We start from the raw sequence: 13,136 nt of genomic DNA on the forward strand, positions 1-13,136 counted from the left end.
TGCCCGTCGGGTACCCGGCGGGCAGAACACTCCGAGGAGGTGCTCCGTGATCGAGGAGAAGTCGGTCGGCGAACTGTTTTCCGACCTGAGCGACGAAGTCAAACGCCTGGTGCGGGACGAAATGCGGCTGGCCGTGTTCGAATTGCAGGGCAAAGGGAAACGGATGGGACTCGGCGCCGGTCTGTTCGGCGCGGCCGGTCTCTTCGCGGTTTTCGGCTTGGCGACGTTGATCGCCGCGGTGGTCCTGGCACTGGCCCTGGTCATGCCCGCGTGGCTGGCGGCCGTGGTGACCGGCGCGGCCCTGTTGCTGATCGGCGGTCTTTCGGCCATCGTCGGCAAGAAGGAGGTCGCGAGCGCGACGCCGCCGGTGCCGAAGGAGGCCATCGAAGGCGTCCGTGAGGATGTCGACACCGTCAAACAAGGAGTGCGCTCATGACCGATTTCCCCAAGAACGCGGAAGAAGCCCGCGCCGATCGCGACGCGACCCGCGAGGAACTCACGGAGACTCTCGACGCGCTGAGCAAGAAGATGGACGTCAAGACAAGGGTCAGCGAAAACCTCGATGCCAAAGTCGACCAGGTCGGCGCCAAGATCTCCGACAAGGTTTCCGAACCCGCGGCGGAGAAATTCCGTCAAGGCACCGAAGTCGTCCGCGCGAATCCCCTTCCGATCTTCGCCGGTGTTCTCGCCTTGCTGGTGACGATCCGGCTCATCCTGCGAAAGAGGTCTTCGTCGTGAACGCCGCGAGCGGTGTACGTTCAAGCAGATCCGGAAACGCGTGAGCGGCGAGGAGGACGACCATGCCCGCCGAGCCCGACCCCGTCCGCGCCGAAGGCCCCGCTGTCGTCATCGACGGCGGTGACGACGGGGCGACACTTCTGGTCCTCGACCCCGCGGGCGAAGCCAAACACGGCGAACTCCCGGCGACGTGGCGGCCGCTCGCGGCGCGGCGTCAGGTCATCTGGTGCAGGCTGCCCGTGACCGGTGCCCTCGGTCAGGCCGAGTACGTCCTCGGCGCCGCTGAACCCGGCGGCCCGCCGATCGATGTCGTGGCCGCCGGAGAAGCGGCCGGAGACGCGCTGCGGCTGGCCGAACGTCATCCCGGCGCCGCGTCACACGTCCTGTTGGTCGACCCGACACCGGACGAGTCCTCCGCACCGGCGGAGCGGGTGCGCTCCGCCGGGACCGCGGTGGACGTGCTTCCCCACAGCACCGGCGAACCCTTCAACCGGATCCCGCCGCCGCTGCCGCTCGGTCATCCGGACGTCGTCGCCGGGATCACCAGGATCCTCGGCGACAGCTAGGCGCTGACGCCACCGTCCAGGACGATGTCGTGTCCCACGACGTACGCGGACTCGTCGGAGGCGAGCCACAGCACCGCCGCGGCGATCTCCTCGACCGCGCCGATCCGGCCGAGCGGGATGACCGAGCCGAGCCGTTCGGCACGGTCGGCCTCGGTCTCGCCGGGCCGGAATGACATGTCGGTGTCGGTGGCGCCGGGGCTGACCGCGTTGATCCGGATCCCCTCGGCGATGTGGTCGCGGGCCGCGGTCCGGGTCAGCACGTCCACGGCGGCCTTCGACGCGGCGTACGCGGCCATTCCGGGGAGGCGGATGTGCGAGCCGATGTTGGACGACATGTTGACGATGACTCCCCCGCCGCCCGCCCGCATCTGCGCGATCTCGTGCTTCATGGACAGCCAGACGCCGGTGATGTTCGTCCGCACGACGGCGTCGAAGCCGTCTTCGGCGAGATCCGCCGTCGGCGCGGGGCTGCCGAGGACACCGGCGTTGTTGAACGCGATGTCGAGTTTCCCGTGCCGCCGCACGGTCTCGGTGACGAGGCGTTCGACTTCGGCGCCGACACTCACGTCCGCGGTCACCGCGTCCGCCATGCCGCCGTCGGCCTCGATCTCCTTCACCGTCTGACGCAGTTTCTCGCCGTCCCTGCCCGAAACGACGACCTGCGCGCCCTCGCGTGCGAAGGCGACGGCCGTGGCGCGGCCGATTCCGGAACCTCCCCCGGTGACCAGGACGACCTTGCCGCTGAATCGCTTCCCCGTAATCCCCACAGTACCCAACTTTCTGTTCCGATCGTTCTAGTATCAGTGCTTGCGAGCGGCTTCCACGACCGCGATGGCCTGCTTCGCCGTCGCCTTGGCCCGCGCCGCGGGATCCGGCCCCTTGCCCAGCACCCGCATCCCCTGCAGGACGGTGAGCAGGAAGCCCGCCAGCTCTTCCGGATCGACGGCGTCGACGAGTTCGCCCTGCGCCTTCGCCCGGCTCAACGCCATCCGCAAGGCCATCTCGAGCGCGTCCCAGCTGCGCTCGACCACCCGTGCGACGTCGGGATCCCTCGGCATCATCTCCATGGCCGCATTGACCACGAAACAGCCCTTGCGTCCCGATTCGTCGAGTATTTCGGCGAGATAGCGGTCGATGAGCCGCCGCACCCCGGCGAGCGCGGGCCCCGGCGCGGCGAAGTCCGCGAGGAACCGCTCGTCGCCGCGGGCGATGTAGCGGTTCAGGACGGTCAGGTACAGCTCATGCTTGGTACCGAACGTCGCGTAGAGGCTCGCCTTGCCGATGCCGAGCCCGGCGACGAGGTCATTGACCGACGTGGCCTCGTACCCCTGCCGCCAGAACAGTTCCAGCGCGGCCTCGCAGGCCGCGTCGACATCGAATTCCTTCACCCGTGACACGTCTAGAGCCTACCCACATCTAGACCGATCGGTCAAGATAGCGGCGAGCTACGGATTATGTCGCGAGCGCCACGCTCGAGACGCTCAACGTCTCGAGCGTGGCGCTCGCGGCGTTTGTCCTACCCGCTCAAGAGCCGGAGTCGTAGGCCGACCGGGCTTCCTCGACCTTCTGCAGGTTCTCCGCCGACCAGTCCGCGAGGGTCGCGAACAGCGGCGCCAGGCTCCGGCCCAGGTCGCTGATCTCGTATTCGACCCGAGGCGGCACCTCGGCGTGATAGGTCCGGGTGAGGAGGCCGTCGCGTTCCAATTGCCGCAACCGCTGGGTGAGCACCTTCGGTGTGATCGAGCCGATGCGCCGCTCGAGTTCGACGAACCGCTGCCTGCCGAACTCGTTGAGCGTCCACAGGATCGGCGTGGTCCAGCGGCTGAAGACGAGGTCGACCACCGGGGCGATCGGGCAAGCCTGGTCAGGGGTCGTCAGGGCATCGGCGCGCATGAAAGCCAAGGTACGCGGGTTGCCGAGTTGTCATGATCGGGACGCCCCATCACCCCATCGATGCGCGTAACGTTCTGTTATGGACTTGACCACCGAGAGGCTCATCGTCCGTGACTGGTCCGAGGACGACGCCGAAGCAGCGCTGGCGATCTACGGAACCGCCGACGTGACCCGCTGGCTCACCCCGGCGATGGACCGGGTGACCGACGCCGCGGCCATGCGATCGGTTCTTCAGGCCTGGCAACAGGCACAGCCCAATCTCGTGCCACCGCGCGGAAGATGGGCGGTGCAGCGCAAGGAGGACGGCGTGGTCGTCGGCGGGCTGGGCATCCACCTGCTGCCACCGTACGAAGAGGACCTGGAGATCAGCTGGCAGCTGCATCCGGACGCCTGGGGCGAGGGGTACGCCTCCGAAGCCGCCCGCGCCCTGCTCGGCTGGGCGTTCACACAGGACACGGACGAATTCTTCGCCGTCGCGCGGCCGAACAACGTGCGCGCCATCGCGACCGCGAAACGGCTCGGGATGGTCTGGGTCGGGGAAACCGAGAAGTACTACGGGCTTCGCCTGCAGGTGTACCGGATCCGCCACACCGACGTCATCTAGCCACGACCGTCCACACGGGATACTTCGCTCGTCACCGAGACGGCGTGGCCCGCCCCGCGCCCGTCTGCCGTGGCGACGATCCGCCCACGCTCGACCCGCACCGCGGCTTCCGTCTCGTCGCTGACCGCGAGCACCCCCGCGGCCGCCGCCAGGGTGCCGGTCACGTCGCACACCACACGCGTACCCGGCCAGGACGACTCCGGGAAGGCCTGCCGCAGGCCACCGCAGACCTCCGCGAGGATCAGCCGGGTCAGCGGGACCAGCTCGTCGGGCTCGCTGGTCACCACGACGACGGTGACCTCGCGGCCCCACGCCCGGACGGCCTCCTCCGCGGCGGACAGCCGATGGGTGCCCAGCACGACGACCACGCCGTCGGCGGGCACGAACGGCTTGGCGCGCACGAGATCCACGACCTCGGGCGGTGACCACGAGCGGTCGGCGGGCTGCGCGGCGGGCGCGATCACCGGCGGCGCCCACCAGTCGTTGAGGTCCAGGCCGGCCAGCCGTTCACAGGCGCTCACGATGTCGAAAGGCTCGACGAGCCCCGGCGCGGCGGCCGCCAGCTGGCCGGCGCCGTGCAACGTGGTCAGCACGGTCTCCGCGAGCCGGACACGACGCGGGACCGGCGCTCCGGCCGGGCGTTCCGGCGGGTCGAGCCGCTCCAGCGCGAGCCCGAGCAGCAGCCCGTTGAGTTTCACCAGCTGAGCGAACGGGCGCCGGATCCGTTCGTCCGCGAGCACTTCCGGCATCAGGTCGCGCGTGAGACCCGCCTGTCCCTCGTCCAAGGGAAGCGTCGCCACTCGCGCCCTGGCCAGCGCGCCCAACGCGGCCTGGAGCGTCTCGCCCGGCCTGGCGTGCGGCGCCCCGGCGGACCGTTCCGCCAGTTCGGCCAGGACGGCGAGGTACAGCGCGCGTTTTCCGGGGAAGTTCGAGTAGACCGCGCCGCGCGTGAGCTCCGCCCGCTCGGCGATGACGTCGATCTTGGCGTCACGGAAGCCCTGATCCGCGAACTCGTCGCGCGCGGCGGCCAGCACCTTCGCACGATTGCGCTCCTGCGTCTCCGCCCTGCTCAGCCGGACCATCGGCCTCCCACCACCCAGCACGATTGCTCTCGGACCCGGATCAAGATACCTTGAGCATTCAGATGATGAGAACATCTGATTTGAACATCCGAACTGGGAGAGCTGCCTTGTCCGACGTTCCCGAGATCGACCTGACCGACCCCGAGGTCCTGCGCGACCCGTTCACCGCGTACAGCCCGGCCCGCGAGCGCTCCCCGATCGCCAAGCTCGTCGCGCCGGGGTTCGCGCTGTGGGCGGTCCTGCGCCACGACGAGGCGCGGAAGATGCTGAGCGACCCGCGCTTCGCCCTGAGCCCGGCCAGCTACCCGCCGATGGACATCCCCGAGCACTGCCGCCCGTACATGCGGTCCATGCAGGTGGTCGAGGGCGCCGAACATCACCGGCTCCGGCGCCTCGTGACCCCCGCGTTCACCCCGCGCAAGGCCGCCGCGCTCCGGCCGGGGATCGAGCGGCTCGCGGACGGCCTCCTCGACGGCCTCGCCGGGCGAAGCGAGATCGACCTGGTCACCGACTTCGCCCGCCCGCTGCCGATCGACGTGATCTGCGCGCTGGTCGGGATCCCCGAAGCCGACCGCCCGCGCTGGCGCGAGTACGGCATCATGGTCTCGGCAGGCGACGGCCCCGGACTGGCGAAGGCGGTCCCGGAAATCGTCGAGGGCTCGCTCGCCGCCATCGCGACCCGGAAACTCGATCCCGCCGAAGACGTCGTCTCCCAGTTGCTGCAGATCCAGGCCGAAGACGGCGACAGGCTCAGCGAAACCGAGCTGGTCTCCCTGGTCTGGCAGCTCGTTCTCGGCGGCCAGGTGCCCGGCAACCTCATCGCCAACGCCGTCGAGGTCCTGCTCTCCCACCCCGATCAGCTGGCCGCGCTCCGCGAAGACCCGGCCCTCATGCCCGGCGCGGTCGAGGAACTGATGCGCTGGTGCAGCCCGCAGCTGCTGACCGTCCCCCGCATCACCACGACCGACGTGAAGATCGGCGACGTCCTGATCCCCGAAGGAGAACCTGTTACCGTCGCGATCGCCGCGGCGAACCGGGATCCGAAGGCCTTCGGAGACCCGGACGTCTTCGACATCCGGCGCGCGGCGGGACCCGCCTGGCATCTGGCGTTCGCCCACGGGCCGCATTTCTGCCTCGGCGCCTCGCTGGCCAGGGTGCAGACCGAGGTCGCGCTCACTGCCCTGCTGCGCCGATTCCCCGATCTGGCGCTCGCCGACGGTCCGCTGCGGATCCCGGACCCCGGCACGTGGCGACTGAACGCGCTGCCGGTCAAGCTGCACGCCACGGTTGCAAACTGAAACACGTTCTAATAATGTGACCGGCTGTGAGACACGGGATCGTACTGTTCACCAGTGACCGGGGCATCACTCCGGCGGCCGCCGCACGCGCGGCGGAGGTCGCGGGCTTCGACGCCTTCCACGTGCCCGAACACACGCACATCCCGGTCAAACGGGAGGCTCCGCATCCGCGCACCGGCGACTCGTCACTGCCCGACGATCGCTACCTGCGCACGCTGGACCCGTGGGTCGCGCTCGCCACGGCGGCCTCGGTGACCACGCGCATCCGGCTCGCGACGGCGGTGGCCCTCCCGGTCGAGAGCGATCCGATCACGCTGGCGAAGACGATCGCCAGCCTCGATCACCTCTCGGCCGGGCGGGTCACCCTCGGCGTCGGCTTCGGCTGGAACGTCGACGAGCTGGCCGATCACGGCGTCCCCGGCGGCAAACGGCGCACGGTCCTGCGCGAGTACCTGGAAGCGATGCGCGCGCTCTGGAGCGACGACGAAGCCTCGTACGCGGGCGAGTTCGTCTCGTTCGGCGCGAGCTGGGCGTGGCCGAAACCGGCTCAAGCGCACATCCCGGTGATCGTCGGCGCGGGCGGGACGGAGAAGACCTTCCGCTGGATCGCGAAGTCGGCCGACGGCTGGCTCACCACGCCAGGCGACACGGACGTCGAAGACAAAGCCCGGCGGCTGCGCGAGATCTGGCACGAAGAAGGCCGCGCCGGCGAGCCGGAGATCTCGGCGCTCGGCGTCCGCCCGGATCCGGAGAACCTGGCCAAACTGGAAGCCGCCGGGGTCACCGAAACGATCTTCGGTCTCCCGGACCGCTCCCCCGACGAGGTCGAGGCCTGGCTTCAGCGCCTCGCCGGAAAGCTCAACCTGCCCGCTGGGAGTCGATGAGGTAGCGACCGTCCTGCTGCACCAGGACGAAGGTCTCCCTCCCCGACCTGACCTCACCGGACGTCAGCACGTAGGTGAGCTTCGCCGACACGGTGTTGCCGGATTCGGACACGTCCGACACGGTCACCGAGCGGTACGACTTCCAATAGCTCGAATACCGCTCGAAGCTCTGTTCCCTTTTGCGCTTGAAGTTGTCGCTGAGCCCCGCGAACCCGGCCTGGAGATTGCCGGGGATGAGCGTGTAGTACGCCGCGAGAGCCTGCCCTGGCGTCTGTGCCGGAGGCGGCGCCGGCGAGGACGACGGGGTCGAAGGCGGCGGTGACGACGATGGCGGCGCCGAAGGGGACGGAGGCGGCGGAGCGACCGATTCCGATGACGTCGGGGCGACGCTCTGCGACTGCGAAGCCGGTGGTGGCGCCGTGCCGGACGGGGTGTCCTCACCTCGGTTGAGCACCACGACCACGGTCGCGGCGGCCGCCGCCGCGAGCACGAGGAACACGACGAGCACGCCGATCAGCATCCCCTTGCGCGCCTTCGGCGGCGGTTCCTCGGCGACGAGCGTCGTCGGCTCCCCGGCCGCCAGCGCGCGCAGCTCCCGCTCGGTCTCGGTCATCGTCGGCCTGCTGTCCGGCCGGACGTCGAGGAGACGGTTCAGCAGCGGCGTCAGGATCCCCGACTTGACCGGCGGGGTGATCTCCCCGCTCGACGCGCGGTACAGCAGCGCGATGGGGTTCTCCGCCGTGCCATACGGCGTGCCGCCTTCGAGCGCGGTGTACAGCGTCGCACCCAGCGAAAACACGTCGGAAGCGGAGGTGGCGTCCTCACCGCGGGCCACCTCGGGCGCCAGGAAGGCAGGCGTCCCGGAGATCTCGCCGGTCGCGGTGAGCTGGACGTCGCCCATCGCCCGTGAGATCCCGAAGTCGGTGATCTTGACGGTGTCGTCGTCGCCGAGCAGGACGTTGCCCGGCTTGATGTCGCGGTGGACGATCCCCGCCCGGTGCGCGGCCGCCAGCGCCGAGCACAGCTGGATGGCGAGGCGGATGACGTCCTCGACCTCCATCGGCCCTTCACGCAGCTTGTCCGCGAGGCTGGTCGAGGGCAGGTACTCCATGATGATCCACGGGCGGTCCTGCTCGTCGATCACGCCGAAGACGGTGATGGCGTGCGGATGCACCAGCCGCGCGGCGATCCTGGCCTCGCGCAGCGCGCGGTTCTTGGCCTCGTCGGCCTTCTGCTCCCCTTGCCCGTGGGGCAGCAGGAGTTCCTTGACCGCGACCGTGCGCTCCAGGTTGTCGTCGCGCGCCCGCCACACGGTGCCCATGGAGCCACCGCCGACGGGCTCGATGAGATCGAACCGGTCGGCGAGGCGGCGGATCTCCTCCATTATCGACGTCCCCCTGGAGCTGTGGTGTTCGCGCGAACCTTGCCAGCATGCCAGGAACGCGCCGGGACACCGGACCCGGCACGGTGGTTTCCGGCGCGGTGTCGGTCACGTCGGCGGATGGGCCGTTCAGCGGAACCCCGCCCCATCGGCTGCCCGAAAGTTCGTATCCCGCGCGGCCGGAGGCGCACTTTACTTCTCCGGTGTGGCCTGACTTCGGGAAAGGGCGGCGATGCGGGAACCCCTCGGCGGACGCGGCGTGCTCGACGGCGCGTTCATGTTGCTCGACGCACTCGACGAGCACGGCGGGCAGGCCGGGCTGACCCAGCTCGTGCGGGCCACCGGGCTCCCGAAGACCACCGTGCACCGGCTCCTCGACCAGCTGGCCGACCTCGGCGCGGTCGAGCGGGCGGGCCGCGGCTACCGGATCGGCTCGCGGGTGTTCCGGCTCGGCCGGTTCTGGCAGCCCGAACTACGGGACCTGGCCAAGGAGTGGCTGCCGGTGCTTTCGGCGCGGATGCGCGCGAGCCTGGTGCTCGTGGTCCCGAGGGAAGGTCGCGCGCTGGTCGCGGCGGGGGCCGTGCTGCCGTCCGACGACGTCCCCGTGTGGCCGGGCAGCCCGCTGCCGCCGGGGACCGCCGCCGGACGGATGCTCGCCGCCCATCACCCCGCGCTCGCCGAACCGGACACCGACGCGCTGGAGATCCGCGCGGCCGGGTACGCGGCCGAGTCGGAGACCATCACGGCGGGACTCGGCTGCGCCGCCGTCGGCATCAGGACACCGGACGGCCGGGTCGGCGCGGCCCTCGCCGCCGTCCTGCCCGTCCGTCGCGACCCGGTTTCGGCGGTCACCGGATTGGCGAGCACCGCGCGTTCCTTCAGCGCCGCGCTCGCCGGGCATTCACCGCCGAACCGCGCGGGATGATCGACGAAACCCGAACAATCCCCGACCAACCCGAAAACCGGCACACCGGCGAAATCGGACGGAATATTTCCCACGGAAATCACCGGAATTGCCTCACCCTGTGTCCGTGCCCGACAGCTCCGCGTGCCGAAGTCGGCCCTGTCATGCCGTTCCGGTGACCGGTCGCCTACCGGGCAACCACTGTCCCGGCAAGTCAATCACCGTTTCTTCCATGCCATTCAGCGTTTCCGGAAAGAAGCGGCGCCCGTACGGTTCAGGAATTCTTTCGACCAAGGAGGGAATTCCTTGAAAAGACATTCCTTGACCAGCCGCGGCGCGACCGTGTCCGCGTTTCTCGTCATGGTTTTCGTCGCGTCCGCCACCACGGCCGTCCCGGCGCAGGCCGCGGACCTTTCCGGCCGCCCGGTCGTGGCCGGGATCGACCTGGAGCGGGCGACTATCCCCGATCTGCAACGGGCGATGCGCTCCGGGAGGCTGTCCTCGGTCGAACTGACCACCTTTTACCTGCAGCGGATCCGCAAACTGAACCCGACGCTGCACGCGGTGCTCACCACGAACCCGGACGCGTTGCGGCTGGCCTCGGACAGCGACGCGCGGCGGCACCGGCACCGCTCGAAGGGACCGATGGACGGCATTCCGGTGCTGCTCAAGGACAACATCGACACCGCGGACCGGCAGCCGACCACGGCGGGCTCGACCGCGCTGCGGCAATCCCGCCCGTACCGTGACGCAGGCGTGGTCGAAAACCTGCGGGAGGCCGGGGCGGTCATCCTCGGCAAGGCCAACCTGTCGGAGTGGTCGAGCTACCGGTCCACCAGTTCGTCGAACGGCTGGAGCCCGCTCGCGGGCCAGACCGCCAACCCCTACGTCCTCGACCGCAACCCGTGCGGTTCGTCGTCCGGTCCGGGGGTCGCCGTCGCGGCGCATCTGGCGACCGTCGCCGTCGGGACCGAAACGGACGGTTCGATCAGCTGCCCGTCCGGCGCCAACGGCATCGTGGGCGTCAAGCCGAGCCTCGGGCTGGTCAGCCGCAGCGGGATCGTGCCGGTGTCGAAACAGCAGGACACCGCCGGCCCGATGGCACGCAACGTCGTCGACGCCGCGATCCTGCTCGCGGCCCTCAACGGGGCCGACCGCCGTGACCCGATCACCGTCGACGCCGCCCGGCAGTCCCTCGACGACTACACGAAGTTCCTGCGCCCCAACGCCTTGCTCGGCAAGCGGATCGGCGTCTGGCGTGAGGTCTACACCCCCGACGACACGACGAAGGCGGCGTTCGAGGAAGCACTGGGCAAGCTGCGCAGGCTCGGCGCGACCACGGTGGAGATCACGATCCCGTACCTGGACGTCATCGCGGCCAACGAGTTCCCCGCGATCAGGACCGAGTTCAAACACGATCTGAACGCCTACCTCGCGTCCACCGGCGGCAGGCATCCCGCCGATCTGGCCGGGCTGATCCAGTACAACCTGGACCACGCGGCGGTCGAAATGCCTTACTGGACGCAGAATCTGTGGGACCGGTCGCAGGCGACCACCGGTGATCTGAACGATCCGGCGTACCGCGCGATGCGGGAAGCGGCGACGAGCGCCGCCCGGCGGGGTCTCGACGAGACGCTGCGCGGGAACAAACTGGACGCGATCGTGGCGCCGACCAACAACGCCGCGTGGAAGACGCAACTCGGTGTCGGCGACGGCGCGCTGCTCATCGACTCGTCCGGACCGGCGGCGGTGTCGGGCTACGCCAACATGACCGTGCCGATGGCGTACGCCGGACCGTTGCCGCTGGGACTGTCGATCATGGGCGGGCGGTTCAGCGAACCGTCGCTGCTGGCCATCGCCTACGCCTTCGAACAGGACACGAAGGTCCGGCGGCTGCCGACGTTCATCCCTTCACTCGGCTGAGCACGTCGCGCGGGCGCCGGGGTCGAGTGTGGAGGATTCAGGACGTTCAACGTCCCAAATCCTCCACACTCAGCCACGTGCCACTCACGACATCTTGCCGCCTTCCCTCAGCTCACGGGATGGTCCGCGAGGTCGTTCGCCGCCACGTACCCGAAGGTCATCGCCGGGCCGATGGTCGATCCCGCGCCCGCGTAGCTCCCGCCCATCACCGCCGCGCTGGCGTTCCCGGCGGCGTACAGGCCGTCGATGACCGAGCCGTCGGCCCTCAGGACCCGTGCCCGCGCGTCGGTGCGCATACCGCCCTTGGTGCCGAGGTCGCCGGGGACGATCTTGAACGCGTAGAACGGCGGCTCCCAGAGCGGGGCGAGGCACGAGTTCGGCAGGACGTACGGGTCGGTGTAGTAATGGTCGTAGGCACTCGCGCCGCGCCGGAAGTCACCGTCCACACCGGACAGTGCCTGGCCGTTGAACCGGTTGACGGTGGCGCGCAACGCCTGTGCCGGAACGCCGATCGCGGTCCCGAGCGCCTCCACGGTCCACGCCTTCTTGACCGCGCCCGCCGCGTACCACTCGTCGGGAAGCGGCAGCAGCGGCGCGACGTCGCGGAAGAGGTACCGGTTGCGGTAGTGCTGATCGACGACCAGCCAGGCCGGAATGGTGGGCGACGACGGGTTCCGGTCGTACATCGTGTGCACGACATCGCTGTAGGGCGCCGCCTCGTTGACAAACCGCTTTCCCGCCCCGTCCACCATCAGCCCGCCGGGCAGGGTCCGCTCGGCGAGGCAGAAGTACGGCTCGCCGGGCAGCGGGATCGCCGGACCCCACCAGGCGTCGTCCATCAGGTCCAGCGCCGCCCCGGCGCGTTTGCCCGCCAGGATCCCGTCCCCGGTGTTCGACCGGGCCCCGACCGTCCATTGTGTACCAATTGGCTGACGCTGGTACTCCGCCCGCATGGCGGCGTTGTGCTCGAACCCGCCGGAGCCGACGATGACGCCCCGCCGCGCTTTCACCACGCCCGCCGCGACGGTCACGCCGGTGACCTTCCCGTTGTCGATGACGAGATCGGTCAAGGGTGTGTTCAGCCAGACCGGGACACCGGCGCGCTGGAGCCCGGCCCGCAGCCCGGCGGCCAGCGACTGCCCCATGGTGAGCGGTTTCTGCCCGGCGAGCGCGGCGGCCGTGCCGCGGGCGAGGCAGGCGGCGGCCACCGCCGCGCCCTTCGGGTGGACCGCGGCCAGCGCGAGCCATTTGTAGTCGGCGCTGAAGACGACCATTCCCGTGGGCGTGGCCAGATAGGGCGGGTTCAGGTTGGCCAGCTCGGCGCCGAGGACGTTCCCGTCGAGCTGGGCGGGTTCGATCGAGCGGCCGTCCGGCATCCCGCCCGGCAGTTCCGGGTAGTAGTCGCTGTAGCCCTCCATCCACCGGAACCGCAGCGGGCTGTTGGCCATCACGAACGACAGCATCGCCGGGCCGTTGGCGAGGAACGACCGCTGCCGCGAGGCGGGGATCGACGGGCCGACCACGGCGGCCAAGTACCGTGCGGCCTGTTCCGGGGTGTCGCGGACGCCGGCCTCGGCCAGCACCGGGTTGCACGGAATCCAGATCCCCGCCCCCGAGCGGGCCGCCGAACCGCCGAATTTCGCGGCCTTCTCCAGCACGACGCAGCTGAGCCCGCGGCCTGCCGCCGTCAGCGCGGCGGTCATCCCCGCCGCGCCCGCGCCGACCACGACGACGTCGTACTCGCCGATCACCGCGGCGTCGGCCGACGCAGTCCCGGCGAACGGCAGGCCCGACGCGAGCGCGATCCCGGTGCCGCGCAGCACCTGACGCCGGGACAAGCGGAAGTCCGGACCCATGAATCCT

14 protein-coding genes are annotated in these 13,136 nt (G+C 69.9%); 8 read left to right on the forward strand and 6 right to left on the reverse strand.

Annotated elements, in window-relative coordinates:
• Positions 1 to 46: 46 nt before the first annotated feature.
• The 3 genes from AMYAL_RS0140075 (at position 47) to AMYAL_RS0140085 (ending at position 1,304) form a co-directional block, all read left to right on the forward strand.
• Complete coding sequence (locus AMYAL_RS0140075) at positions 47 to 436, forward strand: phage holin family protein (protein ID WP_020636941.1); 390 nt, start codon at positions 47 to 49, stop codon at positions 434 to 436.
• On the forward strand, positions 433 to 738 hold the full coding sequence (locus tag AMYAL_RS0140080; protein WP_020636942.1) for a DUF3618 domain-containing protein: 306 nt from the start codon (positions 433 to 435) through the stop codon (positions 736 to 738). Before AMYAL_RS0140075 ends, AMYAL_RS0140080 begins: the two co-directional genes overlap by 4 nt.
• 62 nt (positions 739 to 800) lie before the next feature.
• Positions 801 to 1,304: a hypothetical protein gene (locus AMYAL_RS0140085; RefSeq protein ID WP_020636943.1), complete on the forward strand. Its 504-nt coding sequence runs from the start codon at positions 801 to 803 to the stop codon at positions 1,302 to 1,304.
• On the opposite strand, the gene AMYAL_RS0140090 is transcribed toward AMYAL_RS0140085, so the two are convergent.
• From AMYAL_RS0140090 to AMYAL_RS0140100, 3 genes are all read right to left on the reverse strand, one after another.
• Positions 1,301 to 2,071, reverse strand: coding sequence for a glucose 1-dehydrogenase (locus AMYAL_RS0140090; protein ID WP_020636944.1), 771 nt, complete (start codon positions 2,069 to 2,071; stop codon positions 1,301 to 1,303). The two genes, AMYAL_RS0140085 and AMYAL_RS0140090, sit on opposite strands and share 4 nt — an antisense overlap.
• A 33-nt stretch (positions 2,072 to 2,104) precedes the next feature.
• Positions 2,105 to 2,701, reverse strand: coding sequence for a TetR/AcrR family transcriptional regulator (locus AMYAL_RS0140095; RefSeq protein ID WP_020636945.1), 597 nt, complete (start codon positions 2,699 to 2,701; stop codon positions 2,105 to 2,107).
• Positions 2,702 to 2,828: 127 nt separating this feature from the next.
• Positions 2,829 to 3,197, reverse strand: coding sequence for a winged helix-turn-helix transcriptional regulator (locus AMYAL_RS0140100; RefSeq protein ID WP_020636946.1), 369 nt, complete (start codon positions 3,195 to 3,197; stop codon positions 2,829 to 2,831).
• A gap of 79 nt (positions 3,198 to 3,276) precedes the next feature.
• On the opposite strand from AMYAL_RS0140100, the gene AMYAL_RS0140105 reads away from it, so the two are divergent.
• Positions 3,277 to 3,801, forward strand: a complete 525-nt coding sequence (locus AMYAL_RS0140105) for a GNAT family N-acetyltransferase (RefSeq protein ID WP_020636947.1) — start codon at positions 3,277 to 3,279, stop codon at positions 3,799 to 3,801.
• Here AMYAL_RS0140105 and AMYAL_RS0140110 read toward each other — a convergent pair.
• The gene (locus AMYAL_RS0140110; protein WP_020636948.1) at positions 3,798 to 4,883 is read right to left on the reverse strand and encodes a TetR/AcrR family transcriptional regulator; all 1,086 of its coding nucleotides are present in this window, start codon (positions 4,881 to 4,883) and stop codon (positions 3,798 to 3,800) included. The two genes, AMYAL_RS0140105 and AMYAL_RS0140110, sit on opposite strands and share 4 nt — an antisense overlap.
• Positions 4,884 to 4,990: 107 nt before the next feature.
• Between AMYAL_RS0140110 and AMYAL_RS0140115 the strand changes: the two genes are divergently transcribed.
• Positions 4,991 to 6,181, forward strand: coding sequence for a cytochrome P450 family protein (locus AMYAL_RS0140115; protein WP_020636949.1), 1,191 nt, complete (start codon positions 4,991 to 4,993; stop codon positions 6,179 to 6,181).
• A gap of 26 nt (positions 6,182 to 6,207) precedes the next feature.
• Positions 6,208 to 7,065 (forward strand): LLM class F420-dependent oxidoreductase, encoded by an 858-nt coding sequence (locus AMYAL_RS0140120; RefSeq protein ID WP_020636950.1) that lies wholly within the window; start codon positions 6,208 to 6,210, stop codon positions 7,063 to 7,065.
• On the opposite strand, the gene AMYAL_RS0140125 is transcribed toward AMYAL_RS0140120, so the two are convergent.
• Entirely contained in the window at positions 7,040 to 8,449 is a 1,410-nt protein-coding gene (locus tag AMYAL_RS0140125) for a serine/threonine-protein kinase (RefSeq protein ID WP_020636951.1), read from the reverse strand. The genes AMYAL_RS0140120 and AMYAL_RS0140125 overlap by 26 nt on opposite strands.
• Positions 8,450 to 8,678: 229 nt before the next feature.
• Between AMYAL_RS0140125 and AMYAL_RS0140130 the strand changes: the two genes are divergently transcribed.
• Positions 8,679 to 9,371 carry an IclR family transcriptional regulator gene (locus AMYAL_RS0140130; RefSeq protein ID WP_020636952.1) on the forward strand — a complete coding sequence of 231 codons (693 nt, stop codon included), beginning with the start codon at positions 8,679 to 8,681 and terminating at the stop codon, positions 9,369 to 9,371.
• Between the two features lie 339 nt (positions 9,372 to 9,710).
• Entirely contained in the window at positions 9,711 to 11,273 is a 1,563-nt protein-coding gene (locus tag AMYAL_RS0140135; RefSeq protein ID WP_051137740.1) for an amidase, read from the forward strand.
• A 107-nt stretch (positions 11,274 to 11,380) separates the two neighbouring features.
• Here the strand turns inward: AMYAL_RS0140135 and kstD are convergent, their stop codons facing one another.
• Positions 11,381 to 13,129, reverse strand: coding sequence for a 3-oxosteroid 1-dehydrogenase (kstD, locus tag AMYAL_RS0140140; RefSeq protein ID WP_020636954.1), 1,749 nt, complete (start codon positions 13,127 to 13,129; stop codon positions 11,381 to 11,383).
• Positions 13,130 to 13,136: the final 7 nt, after the last annotated feature.

Origin of the sequence: Amycolatopsis alba DSM 44262, assembly GCF_000384215.1 — a bacterium.
GTDB lineage: Bacteria > Actinomycetota > Actinomycetes > Mycobacteriales > Pseudonocardiaceae > Amycolatopsis > Amycolatopsis alba.